Annotated in this window: 25 protein-coding genes; 6 read left to right on the top strand and 19 right to left on the bottom strand. The window is 66.4% G+C overall.

The genetic code is table 11. The annotated features are described in order from the left end of the window. Positions 1–9: 9 nt before the first annotated feature. The 8 genes from sctR to PSO31014_RS20095 form a co-directional block, all read right to left on the bottom strand. The gene (gene sctR / locus PSO31014_RS20130) at positions 10–660 is read right to left on the bottom strand and encodes a type III secretion system export apparatus subunit SctR (RefSeq protein ID WP_150553242.1); all 651 of its coding nucleotides are present in this window, start codon (positions 658–660) and stop codon (positions 10–12) included. Between the two features lie 79 nt (positions 661–739). Next, positions 740–1852 (bottom strand): hypothetical protein, encoded by a 1113-nt coding sequence (locus PSO31014_RS20125; RefSeq protein WP_150553241.1) that lies wholly within the window; start codon positions 1850–1852, stop codon positions 740–742. Between the two features lie 16 nt (positions 1853–1868). Next, positions 1869–2315 carry a hypothetical protein gene (locus tag PSO31014_RS20120; protein ID WP_150553240.1) on the bottom strand — a complete coding sequence of 149 codons (447 nt, stop codon included), beginning with the start codon at positions 2313–2315 and terminating at the stop codon, positions 1869–1871. A gap of 132 nt (positions 2316–2447) precedes the next feature. Beyond that, positions 2448–2858, bottom strand: coding sequence for a hypothetical protein (locus tag PSO31014_RS20115; RefSeq protein WP_150553239.1), 411 nt, complete (start codon positions 2856–2858; stop codon positions 2448–2450). Then, the gene (locus PSO31014_RS20110; protein ID WP_150553238.1) at positions 2834–4198 is read right to left on the bottom strand and encodes a FliI/YscN family ATPase; all 1365 of its coding nucleotides are present in this window, start codon (positions 4196–4198) and stop codon (positions 2834–2836) included. The genes PSO31014_RS20115 and PSO31014_RS20110 overlap by 25 nt, the downstream gene beginning before the upstream one ends. Before the next feature lies 1 nt (position 4199). Then, complete coding sequence (gene sctV / locus PSO31014_RS20105; protein ID WP_150553237.1) at positions 4200–6275, bottom strand: type III secretion system export apparatus subunit SctV; 2076 nt, start codon at positions 6273–6275, stop codon at positions 4200–4202. Next, positions 6272–6661 (bottom strand): hypothetical protein, encoded by a 390-nt coding sequence (locus tag PSO31014_RS20100; RefSeq protein ID WP_150553236.1) that lies wholly within the window; start codon positions 6659–6661, stop codon positions 6272–6274. The genes sctV and PSO31014_RS20100 overlap by 4 nt, the downstream gene beginning before the upstream one ends. A gap of 156 nt (positions 6662–6817) precedes the next feature. Further along, positions 6818–7477: a two component system response regulator gene (locus tag PSO31014_RS20095; protein ID WP_150553235.1), complete on the bottom strand. Its 660-nt coding sequence runs from the start codon at positions 7475–7477 to the stop codon at positions 6818–6820. 314 nt (positions 7478–7791) lie between these two features. On the opposite strand from PSO31014_RS20095, the gene PSO31014_RS20090 reads away from it, so the two are divergent. The 5 genes from PSO31014_RS20090 (at position 7792) to PSO31014_RS20070 (ending at position 12095) form a co-directional block, all read left to right on the top strand. Next, positions 7792–8319, top strand: coding sequence for a hypothetical protein (locus PSO31014_RS20090; protein WP_150553234.1), 528 nt, complete (start codon positions 7792–7794; stop codon positions 8317–8319). 2 nt (positions 8320–8321) lie between these two features. Beyond that, positions 8322–9938 (top strand): EscC/YscC/HrcC family type III secretion system outer membrane ring protein, encoded by a 1617-nt coding sequence (locus tag PSO31014_RS20085; protein ID WP_150553233.1) that lies wholly within the window; start codon positions 8322–8324, stop codon positions 9936–9938. Continuing rightward, the gene (sctD, locus tag PSO31014_RS20080) at positions 9935–11266 is read left to right on the top strand and encodes a type III secretion system inner membrane ring subunit SctD (protein ID WP_150553232.1); all 1332 of its coding nucleotides are present in this window, start codon (positions 9935–9937) and stop codon (positions 11264–11266) included. Before PSO31014_RS20085 ends, sctD begins: the two co-directional genes overlap by 4 nt. Next, on the top strand, positions 11241–11480 hold the full coding sequence (locus PSO31014_RS20075; protein WP_150553231.1) for an EscE/YscE/SsaE family type III secretion system needle protein co-chaperone: 240 nt from the start codon (positions 11241–11243) through the stop codon (positions 11478–11480). Before sctD ends, PSO31014_RS20075 begins: the two co-directional genes overlap by 26 nt. Positions 11481–11681: 201 nt before the next feature. Beyond that, positions 11682–12095 carry an InvB/SpaK family type III secretion system chaperone gene (locus PSO31014_RS20070; protein WP_150553230.1) on the top strand — a complete coding sequence of 138 codons (414 nt, stop codon included), beginning with the start codon at positions 11682–11684 and terminating at the stop codon, positions 12093–12095. 84 nt (positions 12096–12179) lie between these two features. Here the strand turns inward: PSO31014_RS20070 and PSO31014_RS20065 are convergent, their stop codons facing one another. The 11 genes from PSO31014_RS20065 to PSO31014_RS20015 all read right to left on the bottom strand — a co-directional run bounded on the left by PSO31014_RS20065 (position 12180) and on the right by PSO31014_RS20015 (position 20756). Then, positions 12180–13241 (bottom strand): TyeA family type III secretion system gatekeeper subunit, encoded by a 1062-nt coding sequence (locus PSO31014_RS20065; RefSeq protein WP_174976596.1) that lies wholly within the window; start codon positions 13239–13241, stop codon positions 12180–12182. 67 nt (positions 13242–13308) lie between these two features. Next, positions 13309–13998: a hypothetical protein gene (locus PSO31014_RS20060; protein ID WP_150553228.1), complete on the bottom strand. Its 690-nt coding sequence runs from the start codon at positions 13996–13998 to the stop codon at positions 13309–13311. Continuing rightward, positions 13974–14660 carry a type III secretion system domain-containing protein gene (locus PSO31014_RS20055; RefSeq protein ID WP_150553227.1) on the bottom strand — a complete coding sequence of 229 codons (687 nt, stop codon included), beginning with the start codon at positions 14658–14660 and terminating at the stop codon, positions 13974–13976. The genes PSO31014_RS20060 and PSO31014_RS20055 overlap by 25 nt, the downstream gene beginning before the upstream one ends. Continuing rightward, positions 14618–15400, bottom strand: a complete 783-nt coding sequence (gene sctJ, locus PSO31014_RS20050; RefSeq protein WP_217424931.1) for a type III secretion system inner membrane ring lipoprotein SctJ — start codon at positions 15398–15400, stop codon at positions 14618–14620. The genes PSO31014_RS20055 and sctJ overlap by 43 nt, the downstream gene beginning before the upstream one ends. 56 nt (positions 15401–15456) lie before the next feature. Next, positions 15457–15813, bottom strand: coding sequence for a type III secretion system inner rod subunit SctI (sctI, locus tag PSO31014_RS20045; protein ID WP_150553226.1), 357 nt, complete (start codon positions 15811–15813; stop codon positions 15457–15459). After that, on the bottom strand, positions 15810–16220 hold the full coding sequence (locus PSO31014_RS20040; protein ID WP_150553225.1) for a DUF1039 domain-containing protein: 411 nt from the start codon (positions 16218–16220) through the stop codon (positions 15810–15812). Before PSO31014_RS20040 ends, sctI begins: the two co-directional genes overlap by 4 nt. Further along, the gene (gene sctF, locus PSO31014_RS20035) at positions 16217–16435 is read right to left on the bottom strand and encodes a type III secretion system needle filament subunit SctF (protein ID WP_017233974.1); all 219 of its coding nucleotides are present in this window, start codon (positions 16433–16435) and stop codon (positions 16217–16219) included. The genes PSO31014_RS20040 and sctF overlap by 4 nt, the downstream gene beginning before the upstream one ends. After that, the gene (locus PSO31014_RS20030) at positions 16432–17232 is read right to left on the bottom strand and encodes a helix-turn-helix transcriptional regulator (protein ID WP_150553224.1); all 801 of its coding nucleotides are present in this window, start codon (positions 17230–17232) and stop codon (positions 16432–16434) included. The genes sctF and PSO31014_RS20030 overlap by 4 nt, the downstream gene beginning before the upstream one ends. A 224-nt stretch (positions 17233–17456) precedes the next feature. Beyond that, complete coding sequence (locus PSO31014_RS20025) at positions 17457–19058, bottom strand: FMN-binding glutamate synthase family protein (RefSeq protein ID WP_150553223.1); 1602 nt, start codon at positions 19056–19058, stop codon at positions 17457–17459. Positions 19059–19128: 70 nt separating this feature from the next. Beyond that, on the bottom strand, positions 19129–20283 hold the full coding sequence (gene mnmA / locus PSO31014_RS20020; protein WP_150553222.1) for a tRNA 2-thiouridine(34) synthase MnmA: 1155 nt from the start codon (positions 20281–20283) through the stop codon (positions 19129–19131). Next, a complete protein-coding gene (locus PSO31014_RS20015; RefSeq protein WP_150553221.1) occupies positions 20280–20756 on the bottom strand; it encodes an NUDIX hydrolase in 477 nt (158 codons plus the stop codon). The genes mnmA and PSO31014_RS20015 overlap by 4 nt, the downstream gene beginning before the upstream one ends. Positions 20757–21217: 461 nt before the next feature. Here PSO31014_RS20015 and PSO31014_RS20010 point away from each other — a divergent pair. Beyond that, on the top strand, positions 21218–21634 hold a 417-nt coding region (locus PSO31014_RS20010; RefSeq protein ID WP_484555847.1), incomplete at its 3' end, for a Rossmann-fold NAD(P)-binding domain-containing protein.

Genomic DNA, 21634 nt, shown 5'->3' with positions numbered 1-21634 from the left:
CAGGCCGCGTCATGCGTAGGAGAGCATCAACTGTCGCACCAACTGCTCCCAACCGTTCATCATGACGAAGATCAGTAACTTGAACGGCAGTGCGATGGTCATGGGCGAGACCATCATCATGCCCATCGCGAGCAGGATGTTCGAGATCACCAGGTCGATCACCACGAACGGCAGGTACAACAGCAGCCCGATCTTGAACGCTTCGGCGAGTTGGCTCAGCGCGAACGCCGGCATCAGGACGAGCAGCGAATCGCTGCCCAGACGGTCGCGATGCGCCTCCGGCCATGTTTCACGGCCGACGCTCGCGAAGAAGTCGCGTTGTCTCGCATCGGTGTGACGGGTGAGAAACGCGCGGTAAGGCGTCAGGACGCTCGCATCGACATCGGCCACGAAATCCTTGGACGACAACGACACCGGACGCGCCTCGAGGTTGGCCTCGATGTCGAAGGCCACCGGGGCCATGATGAAACAGGTGAGCACGAGCGATAAGCCGTAAATCGCGATGTTGGGCGGAATCTGCTGCGTGCCGAGCGCATTGCGCAACAGGGCGAACACGACCGCCAGCTTCAGAAACGCGGTTCCCAGCACCACCAGCAACGGCATGATCGAGAGCAGCGAAAGTACGACAACGAGCTGCACCGGGTGGTCGAGCAGGGACATGCAAACTCCAATGAGCGTCGTTGACTACCGGGTTGGGCATCCGAGAGGTTAAGTCGTCTCCGGATGCACGCCCATCCGGTCACGACCCCAAATAGCGCGGGGGAGAATCGCGCTCACCGGGCGCATCACGCTCGGTGAGCGCGACCTCAAACGAAGCGTTCGCGGTGGATGCGTCGATCATGCTGTCGATGCACACCGCGAGTCGTCCGTCGTCGAAACGCAGCAAACGTCCGGCGGCCCACGGTGAGTCGTCATGCAGGAGCGTGATTCGATCGGCCGACAACGCGCAGGCGATTGCCTCGCTTTGGGAAACGGCATCGTTGCCGGAACGCCAGGCCGTCAGCAATGGAATGGGAAATTGCCTTTCCGCGACGAGAGCAGTCAAATGCACGGTGGCTGCATCCTGGCGCGCCCCTGCGGCCGTCGACAGGGTGTCGTGGGGTGAACTGGCGTTCGTGCCGTCGAGTTGCAGGACGCGCCGATCCAGCGGCCGGCCGTCACGCATGGGCATGGCGCAGTCGCCGTCCACGAGCCAGTACTCACCGCCTGCGATGTGAGCCGCCGCATCGAGTAGCACAGCGTCTCCCACCTGGAGCCGCTCACATTGCGCGCGGGGCAACGTCGCCCATCCCGCTACCAGCGCACATCGACGCGTCGGCAATCCCGACGGATCGAGCGCGATGTCGTCTGGTGTCGCCCGCTGGCAGCGTTCACGCAGCCATGACGTCGCACCGTCGAGATACATCAATGCCAACCGACGTCCCTCTCGCTGCAACACCATGCCCACACGCCACGTTGTCTCCACATCGGCGGGTGCGAGGGCCGTTGCGCGCGGCCATGACCCGGTATCGCGGGCGGCGTCGGCCGCACTGACCGCCGCGTCGAGCGACGTGTCCGCGCTCACGTCGCCCGTCGCCAGCGTGAGCGACGCCGCGCTGGCCCGCCACGCGGGCGGCAGCGCGTCCCACGACGGGACCGGCAGGCTCGGCGCGAGCCAGTCGCACCACTGCTGCGCGTCGCACCAGAAGCGCGTCTGGCCGACAACACCTTCGTCGACGCGCGCCGTCACGACCAGACCGTCCCCGCCCGCGAGTAGCCAGCCGACGCGGACTTGGGTATCGCCTTCGACAAAGGCCACGCAGCCGACGCCCATGAGCGCCGCGTCCAACGGCCCCGGCAGCGGGCCCGTCATAAACCCGACGTCCGACTCAGGGAACATATCGCGCCTCGACTTCGATCGTGACGGGCAACTTCAGGCGCGACGTCAGTGCGCGCTCGAGTCGCCCCCGATGCGCCAGCAAGCGCCGGTACATCGTGAGCCGCACGCAGAGCAGGCTCACCGTCACGCCCAGCCGTCCGCGCCGAGCTTCGACGACCAACGCGTCGAGCGCGCCACCATGCACCAACACGCGCAACGAACTGCCTCCGTCCCAGTTGGCATCCTGACGCGCGTGCCAGACACGCAACCAGCGCAGCACATCGGCGGGTCCGGACACGCACGCGGCAGGCTCGCATGACAGGGTGAATGTCCGTTCGTGACGGTCGCCGCTTCGCCTGCCATCGGGCGTAGGGGTGTCGCGCCGCTGAGACGACGATCGGTCGGACAAGCCGACGAGCGCATCGGCTGACGGGCCACTTCGTTGAATGGTACGCATCTTGAAGTCCTTTTGATGGCAATGGTGGTGAGCGCGTTTCGTTCGACGTAGGTGCGCAATCCCTTTGGCGCCGGGGAACGGAGCGAGCCCGTTCCGCGTCCTGCGGCCCATTGCCCGTTGCCCGTTGCTCATTTACCGGCGGTAAAGCGTCAGCAACTCCCGTAGCTTTTCCTGCTTACGTGCATTCGCTTGTAGACGCTCGCGTTGCTGACGCACTTCGGCGTCGGCAAGCTTCGCGTGCGCGAGCGCAGCGCTGTGCTGGTTGCGCGCCTCGCCAAGGGCGGCACGCTGCACTTCCACCGCACCCGGCGCGTCAGCGGCCTCGCGTCGCCCGTAGACGCCGCCGCGCGACAGCGCGTCCTGCCACACGCGACATTGCGCGTCGCACGCGCGCTCGCACGCAACGACCGTGTCGTTGGCATCGCGCGCCGCGGCCGTCACGCGGGCCAATGCGGCACGCAGGCCGGCTTCGCGGCGCCGGGCGAGGGCAGCCAACGCCACCAGGCCCTCGTCGTCCTTCAGTTCGCGAGATGTTCGAGCCATGCGCGCGTGTCGTCGAATGGCGCCACATCGTGCTGCGCCTGACAAAGAAAGGCACGGATGTCCGGGGCGCGGGCGAGCGCGTCGTCGGTCTCCGGATCGTTGCCTGGCTGATATTCGCCAACACGTACGAGCAACTCGACCTCCGCCGCCAGCGCCATCGCGCGCCTGACACGCGCCGCCGAGTCGACATGCTGCGCATCGGTCACCGACGACATCACCCGAGAGAGGCTCCTCCCGACGTCGATGGCGGGATAGTGATTTTCCTGCGCAAGACGCCGCGACAGCACGATGTGACCGTCGACGATCGAGCGCACCTCGTCGGCGAGCGGCTCGTCCAGGTTGTCGCCTTCGACGAGCACCGTGTAGAACGCGGTGATGCTGCCGCGCACGCCGGTGCCCGCGCGCTCCAGCAACCGCGGCAGGCGCGCATAGAAGCTCGGGGGCAACCCACTCGTCGCCCCAAGCGGCTCTCCGGCCGCCATCCCGATATCGCGCACGGCGCGCCCGAAGCGCGTCAGCGAATCCATGAGCAACAGCACGTCTTTGCCGTCGTCGCGAAATGCCTCGGCAATGGCCGTTGCGGTGTAGGCGGCCTTCATCCGCTCGAGCGCGGGACGATCGGACGTCGCTACGACACACACCGTCCGTGCACGCGCCTCGGGGGTGAGGGCCGTCTCGAGAAACTCGCGCACCTCGCGCCCGCGCTCCCCGATCAGCGCGACGACGATCACATCGGCCTGCGCGCCCTGGCACATCATCGCCAACAGCGTGCTCTTGCCGCCCCCCGCCGCCGCAAAGATGCCGAGTCGCTGGCCGCGACCGCAGGTGAGCATGCCGTCGATCGCGCGAACGCCGATGGGCAGGCACGCGGACACGAGCGCGCGCTTCATCGCGGGCGGCGGCTCAGTGTCCAGCGAGCGCCATGCCACGCCAGACGTCGGCGCCTCGTCGGCCGCCGTCGCGGGGACCAACGGCCGCCCCAGGCCATCGAGCACCTCGCCGATCAGGTGATCGCCGACGGCCACGCGCGACGACGTTCCCAGCGCCTGCACCAGCGCGCCATTGGCCACGCCGTTCGGCTCGGCATACGGCGCCAGCCAGACATGCCGCCCCTCGACCGCGATGACCTCGGCGTCGAGCAACGGCGAGACCACGCGGCATTGCTCGCCGAGCGCCGCGCCCGGCAATCGGGCGCGCATCGCATTCGGGGTGATCTTGTCGATGCGCCCGTAGCGCGCTTCACCGCCGGACGTCCGCCGCCACTCGTCACATGCCTCGCGCCGCGCGTCGAGCGTTCGACAAAGCGCATTGGCGATGCCTGCGGCGTCCGGGCGACGCATCTCAGTAGGCTCCCTGCACGTCGATCGTGCCCAGCACCCGCACATGCGGCTCGTCGGCGACTTCCTGGAACGACAACACGGCGAGATCGGCGCGCTCGCGCTCGACGAGCTTGCGCAGAAAACGCCGAACGTCCATGGCGGTGAACAGCACGGCTGGCGTGCCGTCATGCGTGGTCAATGCGCCGTCGATGGCGTTCAGAATCGCGTCGGTCTGCGCGGGATTCAGATCGGCATAGGACCCCGACGCCGTCTGCCGCACGGCGGCCCGCACGGTATCTTCGATGCCGCGTCCCACGTTCCATCCGGTGATGTGTTCGGCGCCTCGTCGAAAGCGTCGGGTGATGTGACGTCGCAGACTGAGCCGCACGTATTCGGTCAACATGATCTGATCTCGCTCGCGCGGGGCCCATTCGATCAGGGCCTCGAACACGCGCCGCAGGTCGCGAATCGACACGCCCTCGGCGACCAGTCGCTGCAGCACTTCCGCCGTCCGGCTGATTGGCAATTGGCGTTGCAGCTCCTTGACGAGTTCGCCGTAGCGATCTTCCATCGCATCCATCAGGAAACGCGCTTCCTGCACACCGAGGAAATCGGCCGCATGCGCGTCGATGACCAGCGACACGCAGTGCGCCACACGGTCCGCGCCCACGATCACGGTGCCGCCTTGCGTCTGCCACGCCTGGCGTTGCGCGTCGTTCAGCCAGAAAAGGATCTGCCCGCCGAACGGCAACGGCATCTCGCGCGGCGCACCGGCATCAAGGCTGCGCAGCGCGGGAATCGGATGCGCCGCGTCGTGCTGCGCCAATGCGGCGTCAGCGGCCACATCGATCGTCATCACGCTCTCGTGATAGAGCTGAATATCCAGCGTCTCGCCCGGCAGGCCGGCGTCGACGACCACCTGCACCTCGGGCATTGGCACGCCGAACTGCTCGAACTTCTGATCGCGCAGGGCATCGATGCGCGCGGCGAGCGCCGCAGTGCCGCCCGCTGCCTCGGCTAGTGCGGCCCCCACCCGTGCCTGCAGCGGCAGCGCGCCCGGACGTCCCGGCTTCGCTTGCGCGCCGCCGGCGTCCCCCTGCGCGCCATCCTTGTCCCCTTGACCTTCGCTCCCGCCCCGCCCCACCCACCACGCGGCGGTCCCCGCCAGCGCGGCGAGCAGGAGGAAATAGTGCATCGGAAAGCCAGGGATCAGACCGAAGAGCACGAGCACCACGGCCGCCAACGTCAGCGAGCGCGGCTGTGCGGCAAGCTGATCGGTGAGTTCGCGTGCCAGGTTGCGACGCTGCTCGCCAGGCACCCGCGTCACGATGATGCCTGCCGTCACGGAAATGAGCAGCGCCGGGATCTGCGACACCAGCCCGTCGCCGATGGAGAGAATCGCGTAGATCGCCGCCGCATCGCCCGCACTCATGCCGCGCATGAAAACGCCCACCCCGATGCCGCCCAGCAAGTTCACCACGATGATGACGAGTCCGGCGATGGCATCGCCCTTGACGAACTTCATCGCGCCATCCATCGCGCCGTAGAACTGACTCTCCTTCTGCACGACGCGGCGCAGGCGCTTGGCCTCGGCGGCGTCGATCGTGCCCGCGCGCAGATCGCCGTCGATGCTCATCTGCTTGCCGGGCATGCCATCGAGCGAAAACCGGGCGCCGACTTCGGCCACGCGCTCGGAGCCCTTGGTGATGACAATGAAGTTGACCACAGTGATGATCAGAAACACGATCATGCCGACGACGATGTTCCCGCCCGCGGCGAAATCGCCGAACGTGTAGACGATGTCGCCCGCGTCGGCGCGCAGCAGAATCAGGCGGCTGGTGCTGATCGTGAGCCCCAGCCGGAACAGCGTGGTCATCAGCAACACGGATGGGAACGCCGAGAAATCGAGCGGCTCGTTGATATAAAGCGCCACCATCAGCAGCAACAACGACAGCCCGAGATTGAGCGCGATGAGCAGATCCATCACCGACGGCGGCATCGGGATGATGATCATCAGCACCGTGACCAGCAGCAGCGCGGCCAGCACGATGTCCTGCCGGCCGGCAGCGACACGAAGCCAGGGCAGCAGGCGCGTCACGGGCGAACCTCCTGCTGCTGCCGGGCATCGATTCGCTCCAACAGGCGCCGCATGCGGCCGAGGCAGGCGAACCAATCGACGGCCTGTGAGTTGCCGCTCGCCGGCGGCGTCGCGATCAGCATCGGGCGTCCCTGCGCCACACAGGCCCGCACGGGAAGGCCGAGACTCCACTCCGGCGCGCAGGTTTGCAGCAACATGGGCAACCACCGCTGCGCGCGGGCGGCGCGATCGATCAGCGTCAACACCAACGTCACGCCCTGCGCATCGACCTCGATCATCAGCACGCAGGGTGCGAGCACCACGCGCATGCGAGGGGCCACACGTTGCGGCGGTAGCGCCAGCAGTTCGAAGAGCTGCTCGAGCTTGCGTTGAGTCTGGGTGTCCATCGGCGATCTTGCGTTGGGAACGTGCTGGCGGCGCACGCGCGGCTCGGAGGGCGCTCAGGTAGCGGCAGCGGGCATGGTCGCGCATCCACGGCCGCGGGGGCTATCCGGCGCATACCTGAATTTCGCGGTGGGTGTTCCGACGAGGGTCCGCCTTCGTCACAGCATCATGCGCAGCCGATGTGCCCAATTCACGATATCCGCCACGTTGTGCGCATCGAGCTTGCGCATCATGTTCAGCCGGTGGGTCTCGACCGTCTTCACACTGATCGATAACAGTTGCGCAATGTCGCGATTGCGTTGCCCTTCCGCGACCAGCTTGAGCACCTGTCGTTCACGCAGCGTCAGCAGCCGCTCGGGCATCTCGACCGCGCATGGGCGGGGCACGTGGCGCCCGCCCTCCGGATCGTGCATGCCACCGAACACGGCCGGATCGACGAAACGCTCGCCACGAATGACCTGGTACGACGCGTGGATCAACGTCGCGCGAGTACTGCTCTTGAGCACGTATGCCGCCGCCCCGGCCTCCAGCGACTGGCGCGCACGCTCGCTGTCGTTGCTGGCCGAGTTGACGACGATGCGCAGGTCGGGCCAGCGCTGGGCGCATTGGCGGATCACGTCCACGCCGTCCATGCCAGGCAGGCCCAGATCCAGCATCATCAGGGTCGGTCGATGCACCACGCAGGCCCGGTAGACATCGAGCCCGTTGACGACCCGGGCAAGTACGCGCCAACCGAGATCGTGCTCGATCAGGCAGCAGAGTCCGTCGGCCAGTAATTCGTGGTCTTCGACAACGACGACACCGATACACCCCGTCATTCGCAGCTCCTCGACAGTTGGTCATAAGCACTCACGCAAGCACTCATACGGATTTTTGTTCACTTTCTATCGACTTCGGGCCACTTGCGCGAATCTTGTGCCTTCGCCTGACGCCGAACGTGGGAAAGCCCCCCAAACCACGCCGCCCGAGCGTCACTTCAGGTCTGCGCCGGATTGTGCCGGCACCTCAGCGCTTGATAATGAGGAACCTTGTGCGCCGCCGTGTCGATCGACGGCGACCCGTGATGGCGTGTGCCGCCGATGTCGCATGCGCTTCGTTCCCCGTGTCCGTGCACTGCCTCCTTCAGATACCTATGCGTTTGCCATTTGCGCTTGCCGCGCTCGACTGGATTGCCCCGCGCGACGTACAGGGCGCGCGCATCGCGCTCGATCTCGACGGCCAACGCGGCTGGACGTGCCGAGCCAACGGCGGCTATTGCGTCGCAACGGCGCTGACGCTGCCATCGCACGCCCGCATGCCTGGCGATATGCGCGCTCATCCCCATGCGCAACCGCTCGCCACCGCGCTCGATGACGACCCCGCGCTCGCCCGGTGGCTCCTGCGGCTTTCCCTCGCGCTGGCCGGTCAGCCGGCGTTGCGCGACGACAGCCTGTGCCTTGCGAACGACGCCGTCTGGTGGGTTCACCGCTTCGACGACAGCGAACCCGCCGCACGCGTGGAAGCGCAGCTTCGCCGCCAACTGCTGGCCTGCACGATGGTGACGTCGCAGGGCCTGCGCGCCGACGCAGTGCCACCCGCATCATTCATGCCTCACGCGGCCGGTCGTCCCGCCGGGGCGGCAGACGCCAGCCGCCGTCTTCAAGCGCTGCGCCGCTGCTGACCATGCCGTCTTCCTTCACTTCGCGCGCCGTCGCGCTGCTTGCCGGGAGCCTGTGCGCCACGCTGGCCACCGCATCGTTTGCCGCGCCCCTCACGGCGCCTGCGCCCCGGGTCTCGCCGGGCACGCCGGTTTGGCGCGGCGGCCCGTTCGTCTTCCAGAGCGCAGGCACGCCTCTCGCGGAGTTGTTGCGTGACTTCGGGGCGCACCACGGCATTCCGACGGTCGTGAGTCCGCACGTCGACGATCGCTTCATCGGCACGCTACCTGCGGGTTCCGCTCAGGCAACCCTCGACGCACTATCGGAACGGTATCGGCTTTCGTGGTACTTCAACGGCCAGACGCTCAACGTCTATAAGTCCAGCGAGGCCACGCGGCGCGTCATGTCCGTGCGTTACGCCTCGCCCAGCGACTTGCTCGGGCACCTGCGCAATGCCGGTGTGCTGCACCCGCGGCACTGCGTGGCACGGGCGATTCCGGCCACTCACGCGCTTGAAATCGCTGGCGTTCCCGCCTGCATCGAGACGGTCGCCATGCTCGCAGACCACCTCGAACGCGACGCACGCGATCAGCAGGAAAGCGAAGAGACCATCAAGATATTTCCCCTGAAATTCGCGACGGCGGACGACACGAGGTACTTTTATCGCGGGCAGGAAGTCGTCGTGCCGGGCGTTGTCAGCGTACTGAAGGATTTGATTCTCGGCGCCGGTCCGCTCGGGGCCACCGCGGCGGTGTTTGCCTCGCCGGGCGCGTCGGCAGGCGCCGGCCTTGACGCCCGCCTTCCCCTCGCCACCGGCTCGCGCTCCGGCACACCGCGCTTTTCCGCCGATCCGCGTCGCAATGCGGTCATCGTGCGTGAGCGGCGACGCAATCTGCCGATCTATGGCGACCTGATCGCGCAGCTCGACATCCGGCCCCGCCTGGTCGACATCTCGGTGGCGATCATCGACGTCAACGCCAGCGATATCGCCGAACTTGGCGTCGACTTCTCCGGCAGCGCCCGGCTGGGTGGCTTCGGCGCCGTGTCGCTGAACTCGCAGACACAGAGTGGCGACTCCGGCACGTTCACGACATTGGTCGGCGACACCAACAAGTTCATGGTCAATTTGAGCGCGCTGGAGCGAAACTCCAAGGCGCGCGTACTATCCCGCCCATCCATCGTCACCCTCGACAATATGCAGGCCGTGCTCGATCGCAGCGTGACGTTCTATACCAAGGTCTCAGGCGAGAAGGTCGCCAAACTGGAGAGCGTGACGTCGGGATCGCTATTGCGTGTCACGCCGCGACTCGTTCCGCAGGAAGGCGATGGTCGCGAGCAGGTGATGCTCACGCTCAATATCGAAGACGGCGGCGAAGTGCGCAGCGAACGCAACAGCCGCAACGAGGTCCCGACGATCCGCAACTCCTCGATTTCGACGCATGCCACGCTCCAGGCGGGACAAAGCCTGCTGCTCGGCGGCTTCGTGCAAGACGCGCAGCACGAGCAGGAGCGCAAGATCCCCCTGCTGGGGGATCTGCCGCTCATCGGCCGTCTGTTCAGTTCGACGAGCAACCGGAGCGACAGTGTCATGCGTCTGTTTCTGATCAAGGCCGAGCCGGCGGCCGACCTGCCGAGCGCATGAGCATGCTCACGCTCACGCTGCTCGATGGCCCTCTCGCCGGACGTCCCATGCCGCTGCCGCCGGGCACGCTCACGATCGGCGACAGTGATTCCGATATCGCGATGACGCTCGATCATGGCGCGCAGATCGCGCTGGGCGTCGACGACGATGGCGTCCGGCTGCTCACGCCGGCGCCGGTCTGGGTCGACGGCGCGCCCATCGCCGCATCGGATGATCGCGCGACCGACACGCTCAGGCTCCCGCTGCATACCGCGATCGATCTTGCAGGCCTCGGCGTTTGGCTCGGCGACGGCAGCGAAAGCGCCCCCGTGCCCATGCCCAAACGTCCCGAGCGGCGTCCCGAGCACGCGTCTTCGCTTCACGTGCCCCTCGCGCCGCTGGCCCCCCAAGCGACCGAAGCGCCTGCGCTGCGCGCTCGCGCCCCGACTGCCTGGATTGCCGTCACGGGACTATCGTTGTTGATCGCGGCGGCAGGCGTAGCGATCTGGCGCACGGGAACCGCCAACGTCATCGCCGAGCCGCCGCCGCCCGATGCGCTCAAGGCGCTCGCGGCACGCGTCGCGCCTGGCGTCGCACTACATCACAGCGGCAATGCGGTACGCCTGTCCGGCGGCTGCATCGACGACGACGCGCTCGCACGACTGCGCGCCGAGGCGCGTTGGCTGGGCAAAGCGTTGAGCGACGAGACCTGGTGTCCCGCGAATTCGATACAGACGGTGAGCACGTTGCTACGGTTGCACGGCTTCGGTACCGCACAGGTGAGCGTCACGCCGGACGGCGAAGTGCTTATCGGTGCGCCGACGGTCGCCGACGCCCGCTGGCGGTCGGCCGCCAACGCGCTCGATGCATTGGCGCTGCCGCATGGCTGGCGCGTGGCCGAGGGCACGGCCAACAGCTTCGAGCGGCTGGTGAAGACGCTACGCGACGCCGGCCAGTTGCGCGGCATCGATATCGCCCGCGATCGCAACGGATGGCGGCTCACCGGGGCACTGACCGTGGGACGCCAGGCGTCGTTGAAGGGCATCGTCGACACATGGAACACCGGCGACAACGCGATGCCCGTGCGCATCGAGCCGCTGCCGCCCCAGATCCCGACGCTGGCCGAAACGGGCTTCTCCGCGCCGCTCGTGAGCATAGGCGGCTCGCCCAACGCCCCGCAGATCACCCTCGCCGACGGCACGCGCCTGGCGCAAGGGGCGCGTCTGCCCGGCGGCACCCGCGTGATCGCGATTCATACGGGCGGCGTGTCGATCGGCTCCCACGACCGGCTTTTCTACCTACCCCTGTCTCCGGAGACGCTGCATGACGATTCGCCTGACCCGACTTGAGGACCGCCTCGCCGCCGCACCGGAGGCTGTCGCGCGCGACATCGGCACACAGCTCGATGTCGCGCGCCGGGCGCTCCAGCAGGCACTGCACACGCCACTGACGCCCGCACAGCACGCGCTTGCGCAAACACAGATGCAGGCGGTGCGCGCCGCCGAGGTGATTCTCGAGGGCGTCGCACGACGGTATGGCACGTCTTACGGGGCGTCGTCATAACGACAAGCGCAACGGCAAGCGTCGACCGATGCGCGCGTGTGCGCAGAAGCGACAACCCGGCTCGCGCGACCAAAGTCCGCGCAACCCAATCGTGGGAACCTTCGGCATCGCGCGCCCCGCGCGAGCGGTTTTCGTCCTCGCGTTGTCGCATGACGCCGACTCGGGGCGCGATGTCGATTTCTTCCACTCTCCACGCATATCATGCCAAGTTACGACCTAGCGCAAACTCTCGTCGAAGCTCTGAAGTTGATCGGCTGCGACCCAGGCAAGATTGATGCCGTCGACAATCACTCCCCCATCGAGCTGACGTTCACCGCGTCGCCCAGCATCATCGTGGAAACCTTGAAAAACCAGGCGTGCAGTATTCACGCCGTCGTGGCCACCGACGAAGCCGCGCGCCTGCATCGTGCCAACAGTGAGCGGCTTCTGCAATTTCTCATTGAGCCGGCCGAATGGGCTGTCACCGGGCACGTGCAGCTACGCGAGCGAGACCGTCGTCTAATTCTTCATGCGCAGGTCACGGAAGAAGCCGCCGCCGAGCCCGAGCCGTTCGCGCAAGCGCTCACCGATTTCTACGACCGTATCAAGCTCTGCCGGGAGCACCTGCGCGCCTGAGCGCCGCCGCGGCACCCTTTGGCGCATCCGTTGTGCGCCAGCCCATCCCCCCGATCCTCGCTTTCTCGCTTCCCCACTTCCTCGCTACCCCCCGTTCACCTCCCCCTCGTGGGCGATCTCCGCGCGCCAGCCATCCAGTGCCTCGCCGAGCGTCTCGCGTTGTGTCTCGTCGCGAAAGCAACCGTCATGCGCCGACTGCACTAGCCGCGTCAATTCGCGCGCAAACGCGTAGCGCGCGTCGACCGTCACCATGCCTAGATAGGCCGCGCGTTGCGCAAGCCATTCCGCGCCCACCCACGGTTGATCCAGCAACGTGAGCATCTCCGAGATCATCGTGTCCGTCTCGAACGCGCGCGCCCCTGCGGCGCGCAGTGTCTGCGCCGCTTGCTCGCACGCCGACTCCAGCGTAAGAAACAGCACCACGCGACGAAGATCGTCGATGACGGCCGCCAGACGCGTGACGTCCACATCGGCCTGCCGCGCGCCCAGCTCCAACCCCAGCGCCTGCATCAGCGCGCGCAACCGTGCACGACGCTGCGCAAAGCGTCGGCACTCGTCGAACCATTGCGTCAACGAGCGCTGCGATCCCTGGGACTGGCGGAACAGCGACTTGAGTTGTTGCAACAGCGCCATGCCCGGGTTTTGCCCGCTACCGCATTCCAGCGCCGCGAAGGCCTCGATCGCCCACGTCTCGGATGACGTCAGTTCGTCCAACGTCCGGCGCAAGCGGCTGCGCGTTCCGCTGTCGAGCCCGCCATCGGCCAACCAGGCGGCAACGACCAATGCCGCATGCCCGGCCGACAGGTGGGCCTGGCGAATCAGTTGGTGCGGGTCGGGAACGAACGGGAGATCGCGCAACTGCCCTCGCAGCCTCTCGAATTGCGCCCCGTTCACGCGCGCAAACCGATGCATCTGCTGCTCGAACAGGGCGCGCGCGCGCTGCTTGTCGTCGCGCACATCGCGATCGCCCGTCCTGCGGAATCGCACCCCGAGGGCGAAGCTGAGATTCTCTTGGGATTCGGCGACCGCCGCCTCTTCGTTCTGTGCGATGGCCGCTTCGATAAGCGCGATATGCCCCGGCACGTCGGCAGGCAACCCGCGCGCCGCAGTTCCCTCGCCATCCAGCGGCAGCCATTCGTCCGCCATCCGGCGCTCAACGGCCTCGTTTTGCTGGGGGGCCCGAACGGCCGAGGGACCCGACGATGGCAAGCGCTCAACCATCAGCGATCTCCCGATCGGGACGCGCGTTCAGGCGCTCGATCACGGCCGCGAGATCCGCGTCGAGATCCAGGCATACCGTCACCCATTCGCTTTCGATGCGGGCCTGCCGGCCGACCAGCGTGGCATCCGCCGTGCAGGCCAGCACAATATCGGCCGCTCGCAAGGCATCGGCCACGCCGTCGCGATGAGCGGGCGGCACTCGCAGCACGAGCGCCCCTTCGCGCACCAGCGCGGGTAACGCACGTGCGACGCTTTGCGCGAAACGCTCACCGACATCGAGCGGGGCGACGAAATTCGACAGCGCGGCGCTCAAGGCGTCTGTCACGCGACGCTCCAACGAGCGAGCGATATCGCGCTCGAGCGACGCCTCGTCGACCAGCCATGCCACGGTCTGCGCCACGGCGTCGCGGCGGGCCGCTTCCGCAAGCGCCGCCGCCTCCTGTCGGGCCTGCTCGCACGCCGCTTCCCGCCACGCGTCGCGCAGCGCTTGCGCATCGACATGCGCCTGCTCGCGTTCGTCCCGCGCGGCGTCACGTTCGGCCTGTGCCTCCGCCATCCAGCGAGCCCGCAGGCTTGCCTGTTCGCGAAGCCCCTCGAGCGCCTGGCGGGAAATCACCGGCCCCTCGGGTGCGGGGCCGCCCATCGCTTCGATGGCCGTCAAGGCGAAGTCGACGACATACATAGCATCTTCTCCAACGCTGCAAACCGCAGCCAGATGTCCTCATTCGTCACGCGCGCGCCCGACGCAAACGGTTCGATATCAGCCGGTGGGGGAAGCAACAATCTGGCGGCCTTGGTCACCGTCGCCACGTCGACGGACGGCAGTTCAAGTGCGTCATCCAGGCACGCGCCGGTGGCCGCCAGCGCCGCAGGAACGACCTGCTCGGGCGACAAGGTGGCACTGGCCGGCCAATCGCGGCGCGTGAGCAGCAAACGGTCGCATTGCCAGGCATCGAGGCATGACGACAACGCACGGCGGTACGTGCCAAGCAGGAGATAGTCAGGACATCCCAGCGTGCGCAAGCCGTGGGCCAACGACAGACGTCGCAGGTTCGGCAACCGCCTCAACATCGCGTGTGCCGTGTTGCTTTGCGGGGGGGCGCAATCGCCCGCCGCCGCGCTCGGCCAGCCGCGCCGGGCGATGACCAGAGCGTCGATGGACTTGCGGCACGCGGCCTGTCTCCGGTACGTCTCTCGCCAAGGCAACATATCGAACGCGCGCCACCAACCGACATCCATATGCATGCCGGGCTGCCAGATCAGGCGCGCAAGTTGGGTAACGCCGTCGTTGTGCGCAGGCGTCACGATGCCTTCGATACGCGGGCGCGCAAGCGCGGCACCCATGCTGCGCGCCGACGCCACGCCACCGCCGCGGCCGCGGCCACCCCGATACACGCCGCCGCGACCATGCCCCGCGCCAACGTTGGCACGCCGCGTCCGCGATCCGTCGATGTGCCGGCGGGCACACCGGTCGACGCGTCGATGGACGCGCGGGGCAAGCGATAGTCGGCGGGCTGCAACACGATGCTGATACGTTCGGGCGTCACCCCTGGCACGCTGTCGTGCACCAGACTGCGTATGTCGGTCATACGCTGCGTCATATTGATCTCGGGGCTGTACTTCACGAAGACGGCCACGCCGGGCGGCAAGGTCGTGCGCCCTGCGGAATCCGTCGGCACCTGCGCGATCGAGACTTCGGCCACCATCACACCGTCGAGCGACGCGAGCATGCGCTCGAGTCGCTGTTCCTTGAGATAGATGAGCTTCGCCTGCTCCTGCACGGGCGAACTGACGAGTTGTCCAGGTGGAAAGACGTCCTCGACGGACGCGCGCTTCTGTCGCGGCAAGCCGTGCTGGCGCAGCACCTCGACACCGCGCACGAAATCGCCGCGATCGATGCGAACCGTCATACCCGCGGTGTCGGCGCGCTTGTCGGCCTGCAGCCCGGAGACCAGCAACAGTGCCAGCATCTGGTTGGCCTCCGTCTCGCTCAGCGAGCGATGCAATTCGACCTTGCATCCGGCGAGCGAGATCACGAGCATGCCGCCGAGCAGCCATCGGCCGCGCCAAGGGCTTTGTGCCACGGATACGGCGCGTCCCGCCGATCTCGTCACGATGTCAGCGATGCCACGGCCGCACGTCATTGCATATGCACCAGCTTGTTCACCCCTTGCGTGGCGGCGCCCGCCACCTTCGCCACGAACTCCAGCGCCAACACGCGCTCGGTCAGGACTCGCTGCACCGCGAGCATGCGGGTTGGATCGTCCAGCGTGCGCCCGTCAATCGCCACCCGCTCCACCAGCCGCTCGGTGTTGCCCGCGAGTTTGCCCGCTGCGCTGAGCAAATGATGCTCCGGCAGCGACGGCACCCTCGCAAGGGCCTGGCCGAAACGAACGGCGTCGTGCTCGCTGGCGTTGGCCGGCACGAGCGCGGCGTTCGCTGGCGTCGCAATGGCAGACACGTGCGCAAGTACCTCGGGGATCTGGGAAGTCGTCATGTCGTGGAAGTTGGAGAGGGGCAAGAGGACGGGGTGGAAGCGGGCAGCGCGGGCGAAGTCGGCGACGTCGGCGACGTCGCGTTGGTGGACTGGCTGGCGTCCATCGCGTCAAGCCAGCGCGTGAGCACGTCGCCTGTCGGATCGGCGTCATGTCCGGCCGCCACGATCTCCGCGAGGTGCGCGCGCGCCGCGCGCGCATCGCCGAGTGCGATGAGAAGCGCCGTGTGCAGCCATTGGCGCGTCTCACGATCCGTCACGAGCGACGGCAAGGCATGAAGGATCACGCGGGCTTGCGAATGCATGCCGTGATGCGCGCCCGCCAGCGCCAGTTCGACGACGATTTGCCGGATCGACGCGTCCAGCCATGCATCGGCGTCATTGCGCGGTACGCGGTCCGCGCACGTCATGCGATCTTGGCGATGATGCCCATCAGCGTGTCCTTGATGAGCTTGATCGCCGCGCTATGCAGCCCGACCATCGTCGAGAACTGCTGCAACTTGAATTGGACATCGAGCATATGCCGAGGGTCGTTGGTTTCCGGCGCGCGCACGGCCTGAGTGGCCTCGTCCGACATGCGTCGCACCCCTTCGGACATCCCGCGGTGAATCTCTTCGACGTTCATTGCCCCCCCCCCTCGGTGAGGGCGCCGTGTCCCGCCACCAGATCGGCGCGCATCGCGGCATAGGCGTCGGCTTGCGGCATGGCCACACGACGGCTACCGCGCTGCGGCGGCGTGCCGAGGCGGATTTCCGTCGGCGCGCAGTCGAAGCGCTTGCGGAAGGTATCGGTGAAATGCGCGTGGTTGGTGAAGCCGCATTCGAGCGCGATATCGAGCACCTTGTGTCGCGTGGACAGCAGCAGATCGCGTGCCAGCCGAAGGCGCCGCTCCAGCAGCCACTGCTTCGCGGGCATGCCATACGTCTGTTGAAACAGATAGCGAAATTTGCGTAGCGGCATGCCGAACTCTTCGGCCAGGCGGCCGACCGGCCATGGCCGGTGAAAATTCGCTTCGACGAAATCGAACAGCGAATGGCTGCCCGCAATCGTCTGACGCAACATGGCCGAGAAGTACCGCTGATCGCGACACAGGCAATAGACGTAGAAGAAGCGCAGCATCGCCATGCGGTCGACGTTTTGCAACGTCATGGCCACGTCGACCATGCTGGGTTCGAGAATCAACGTGCGTGCCGCTTGTCGATGAAAAACGCCGAGCGGTCGACGGTCGAGCAGATCGACGACATCGGGGTACAGCGCCTGCAGGTCGCAGGCGTGAAAATCGTGTGACATCACCGGCCCTGGGGCATCGATCGTCGCATCCGAATGGGTGGCGGTCATGCCGCCGGCGGGCAGCGTGTGTACGAGACCGTTCACATTCAGCTTGACGTCGTGGTGGCTGATCAGAAATCGCACCGTACTCATAGGCTCCTCCTCTGACGACGAGCGGTCGCCGGGATGACAAAGTCGAAGCCCACACCATAGGCGAGTCCGCCCGCCAGCATCATCCGGTGGAGACCTTAATGTGCGACGCCGGACCTCGGCGTTATCGGATTTGGGAAGAAAACTGTCGGAAAGCGCAAAAAAACCCGGCGCGGCATCGCGTCGGGTTTTTGTGGAAGCAGCTTGCCCAGGCTTGCGCCGTTCGGTCAGGCAACTTCGGCCGGAGAGAAACTGTCGGCGCGCGCCATCGGCCAGTACTTCTCGTAGAGCTGGTAACGGAACTGCCCGCGCAGCAGATCGCCCGGCGCGAGGTACTTGAGCGATTCCGACATCAGGCGAATCTCGTTGGTCGACACACGCTCGACGATGTGATGCGCTCGCAGGTCCGACGGATGCGACAACCCCGCCGCCTGAATCAACTCCTGCAACGCATGCAACGTATGCGCGTGGAACTGATGCACGCGCTGCGCCTTGTCCGGCACCACCAGGGCGCGCTGACGCAACGTATCCTGCGTTGCCACGCCCGTCGGGCAGCGGTCGGTGTGACATTTCTGCGATTGAATACAGCCGATGGCGAACATGAAGCCGCGCGCGGAGTTGCACCAGTCGGCGCCGATGGCCAGCGTGCGGGCGATGTCGAATGCCGTAACGATCTTGCCCGATGCACCGATGCGAATCTTCTCGCGCAACCCGGCCCCCACGAGCGTGTTGTGCACGAGCAGAAGTCCTTCCTGCAGCGGCGCGCCCACGTGATCGGTGAACTCCAGCGGCGCGGCGCCCGTGCCGCCTTCCGAGCCGTCCACGACGATGAAGTCGGGCAGGATGCCGCTCTCGAGCATCGCCTTCACAATGCTGAAAAATTCCCACGGATGGCCGATGCACAGCTTGAACCCGGTCGGCTTGCCGCCCGAGAGCGTGCGCAGACGCTCGATGAATTGCAGCAACCCGAGCGGCGTCGAGAACTCACTGTGACGCGACGGCGAAATGCAGTCCTGCCCCATCGGCACGCCGCGCGTGGCGGAAATCTCAGGCGTGATCTTGGCCGCGGGCAGCACGCCGCCGTGTCCCGGCTTCGCGCCTTGCGAAAGCTTCACCTCGATCATCTTCACCTGAGGCGTCGTCGCCTGCGCCGCGAATTTCTCCGCGTTGAAGGTGCCGTCGTCGTTGCGGCATCCGAAGTAGCCCGAGGCCACTTCCCAGATCAGGTCGCCGCCCTGCTCGCGGTGATGCGGCGAGATGGAACCCTCGCCGGTGTCATGAATGAAGTTGCCGAGCTTCGCACCGCGATTGAGTGCGCGGATGGCGTTGGCCGACAGGGCACCGAAACTCATGGCGGAGATGTTGAAGATCGACGCCGAATACGGCTGCGCGCGATCCGCGCCAATGGTGATCCGAAAGTCGTGATCCTTCAGGACAGTCGGCGCGAGCGAGTGGGCGATCCATTCGTAGCCCGTCGCCTTGACATCGATCTCGGTGCCAAACGGCCGGCTGTCGACATCGCCCTTGGCGCGCTGATAGACGATGCTGCGCTGGGCACGCGAGAAGGGTGTCTCGGACGTATCGTCTTCCACGAAATACTGGCGAATTTCGGGGCGGATGAATTCGAACAGGAACCGGAAATGTCCCCACAACGGGTAGTTGCGCAGCACGGCGTGACGCTGCTGCACGATATCCCACACGCCGAGCGCCACCAGCGCTGCAAACGGCAACGGCCAGAGCGGATGCCAACCGTCGAACAGCACACCCGCCAACGTTGCCAGGAGCAACGCCACGACGAGCCACAGAGCCAGGAATCGGCGCGAGAACATGAAATCTCCTTGCTTTAGGGGGACACTCGCCGGCACGCGGCCGGGGGTCCCCCGGCGCGCGCCGGCGGATTCAATGCGTATTGAGGATGGCGTGTTTGGCGGCCACGGCGGCCTGGGCGTTAGCGCTGCCGGTGGCGGCCGGCGTCGTGGCCGCGATGATGCCGCCCCCCAGACAGACCTCGCCGTCATACAGCACGGCCGATTGCCCCGGCGTGACAGCCCACTGCGCCTCGGAGAACGACAACGTGAGCGCGTCGGCGTCGGCACGCACCACTTCGCATGCGGCGTCGGCCTGCCGGTAGCGCGTCTTGGCGCCGCAGCGCGTGCCCTCGGCCGGCGGCTCGCCCGCGACCCACGACAGGTCTTCGGCATCGAGCGTGTCCGAGAGCAGCCACGGATGATCGTGGCCCTGAACCACATACAGCGTGTTGCTCGCCATGTCCTTGCGTGCAACGAACCACGGCTCGCCGGAGCCTTCGCGGCTGCCCCCGAGTCCGATGCCCTTGCGCTGGCCCAGGGTGTAGAACGCCAGGCCCACGTGCTCGCCCACGACTGCACCGTCAGGTGTTTTCATCGGGCCCGGTTGGGTCGGCAGATAGCGATTGAGGAAGTCGCGGAATGGACGCTCGCCAATGAAGCAAATGCCGGTCGAGTCCTTCTTCTTCGCGTTCGGCAATCCAATCTGGGCGGCAATCTCGCGAACCTTCGTCTTTGGCATTTCGCCAAGCGGGAACATCGTGCGCGAAAGCTGTTGCTGGTTAAGCCGGTGCAGGAAGTAGCTCTGATCCTTGGTGTGATCGAACGCCTTGAGCAGCTCGAAGCGCCCAACGCACTCGCGCACGCGGGCGTAGTGACCGGTGGCGATGGTCTCGCCGCCCAGCGCCACGGCGTGATCGAGAAACGCCTTGAACTTGATCTCGGCGTTGCACAGCACGTCCGGATTGGGTGTGCGGCCCGCCGAATACTCGCGCAGGAATTCCGCGAACACGCGGTCCTTGTACTCGGCGGCAAAGTTCACGGCTTCGACGTCGATGCCGATCAGATCCGCGACCGAGACCACGTCGATCCAGTCCTGCCGGGTCGAACAGTATTCGCTGTCGTCATCGTCTTCCCAGTTCTTCATGAACAGGCCGACGACGTCATAGCCTTGTTGTTTGAGCAGCCATGCCGTGACCGACGAATCCACGCCGCCCGACATGCCGACCACTACGCGTTTTTGACTCATGTGTTGCCTTGCCCGCCGGCGCTCGCCGGATGGGTCAGAAGTAGGGCGAGGTCGTAACGTACCCCCCGCAGGTAATCGTCCACGCAGCGCTCGAGAATCGGCGAACGATGCCGCGCGCGCTGGGCACGCACTTCGTCCGGCGTCAGCCAGACGGTGCCGACAATGCCGTCGTCGAGCGTGCGCGACGCATCGAACTCGCCCAGTGTGCCGGTGAACGCGAAGCGCAGATACGCGATGTCGCCGGGGCCGGGGGCGAGGTAGATGCCCAGCAGATGCTGGGGCGCGAACGCGTAGGCCGTCTCTTCCAGCACTTCACGGCGCACCGCGTCGAGAATCGACTCGCCCGGCTCCAGATGACCGGCCGGTTGGTTGATCAACAGGCCCTCACGCTTTTGCTCTTCGACAAACAGAAAACGGCCGTCGCGCTCGACGACCGCGGCAACCGTCACGTTGGGCTTCCAGCGTGCATTCATGGCACATCCTTGCGGGACAGGGGAGCCTGATGGACCCCATGGACCTTGGCCGCGGACGTTGGCCCCCGCGGTCGGTCCGGGACGTCACCCCGATAAAAGCAGCATTTTACCGTCTGGCGGGGTTTGGCGCTGAAGACGGGCGGCCGTCGTGACCGTGGCGATCGAGACGACCGACCGGTCGGTCGGCCGCAACGACCGCGATCCCGGTGCGTCGGCATATCCATATGCGGTTTCGTGCAATAGGCGCGTCAGTCATCTTCGGGTAAGCTTCCAGCACCAGCAATGTGCAGCATGCAGTGGCAGTACCGCATCACCGGTTTGCGCAGTAGTTCGTTTGCAGTGGTTTGTGCAGGACTAATGTCATCAGCGGCGAAGCAGGTAATGCGCCTGCCCCGGCAGCGCACGCGCTGCGGCTCCTTGGCCGCTGATGAGATCAGTTCACAAACCCAAGGAGAGACGTAATGAGAATCGGCATCCCCGCCGAAACGCTTACCGGCGAATCCCGTGTCGCGGCCACGCCCGAGACGGTGAAGAAGCTGGTCGCGTCAGGACATCAGATCGTGGTCGGACGCGGTGCAGGAGACGCCGCAAGCGTGCCCGACGCGGCCTTCGAAGCCGCCGGCGCCACATTAGGCAACGCCGCCGACGCCCTAGGTGCAGAACTCGTGCTCAAGGTACGGGCCCCCTCCTCCGAAGAACTCGCGCTCATTCCGCGCGGCAGTGTCGTCGTCGGCATGCTCAACCCGTTCGATGCGGAGAACAACGCGCGCATGGCGGCCGCCGGCATTACGGCCTTCGCCCTGGAAGCCGCGCCGCGGACCACGCGTGCGCAAAGCATGGACGTGTTGTCCTCGCAGGCCAACATCGCCGGCTACAAG

Origin of the sequence: Pandoraea soli (assembly GCF_902459595.1) — a bacterium.
Lineage (GTDB): Bacteria > Pseudomonadota > Gammaproteobacteria > Burkholderiales > Burkholderiaceae > Pandoraea > Pandoraea cepalis.
Note: the sequence above shows the minus strand (reverse complement) of the source record. Positions and strands in the feature narration are given on the sequence as shown.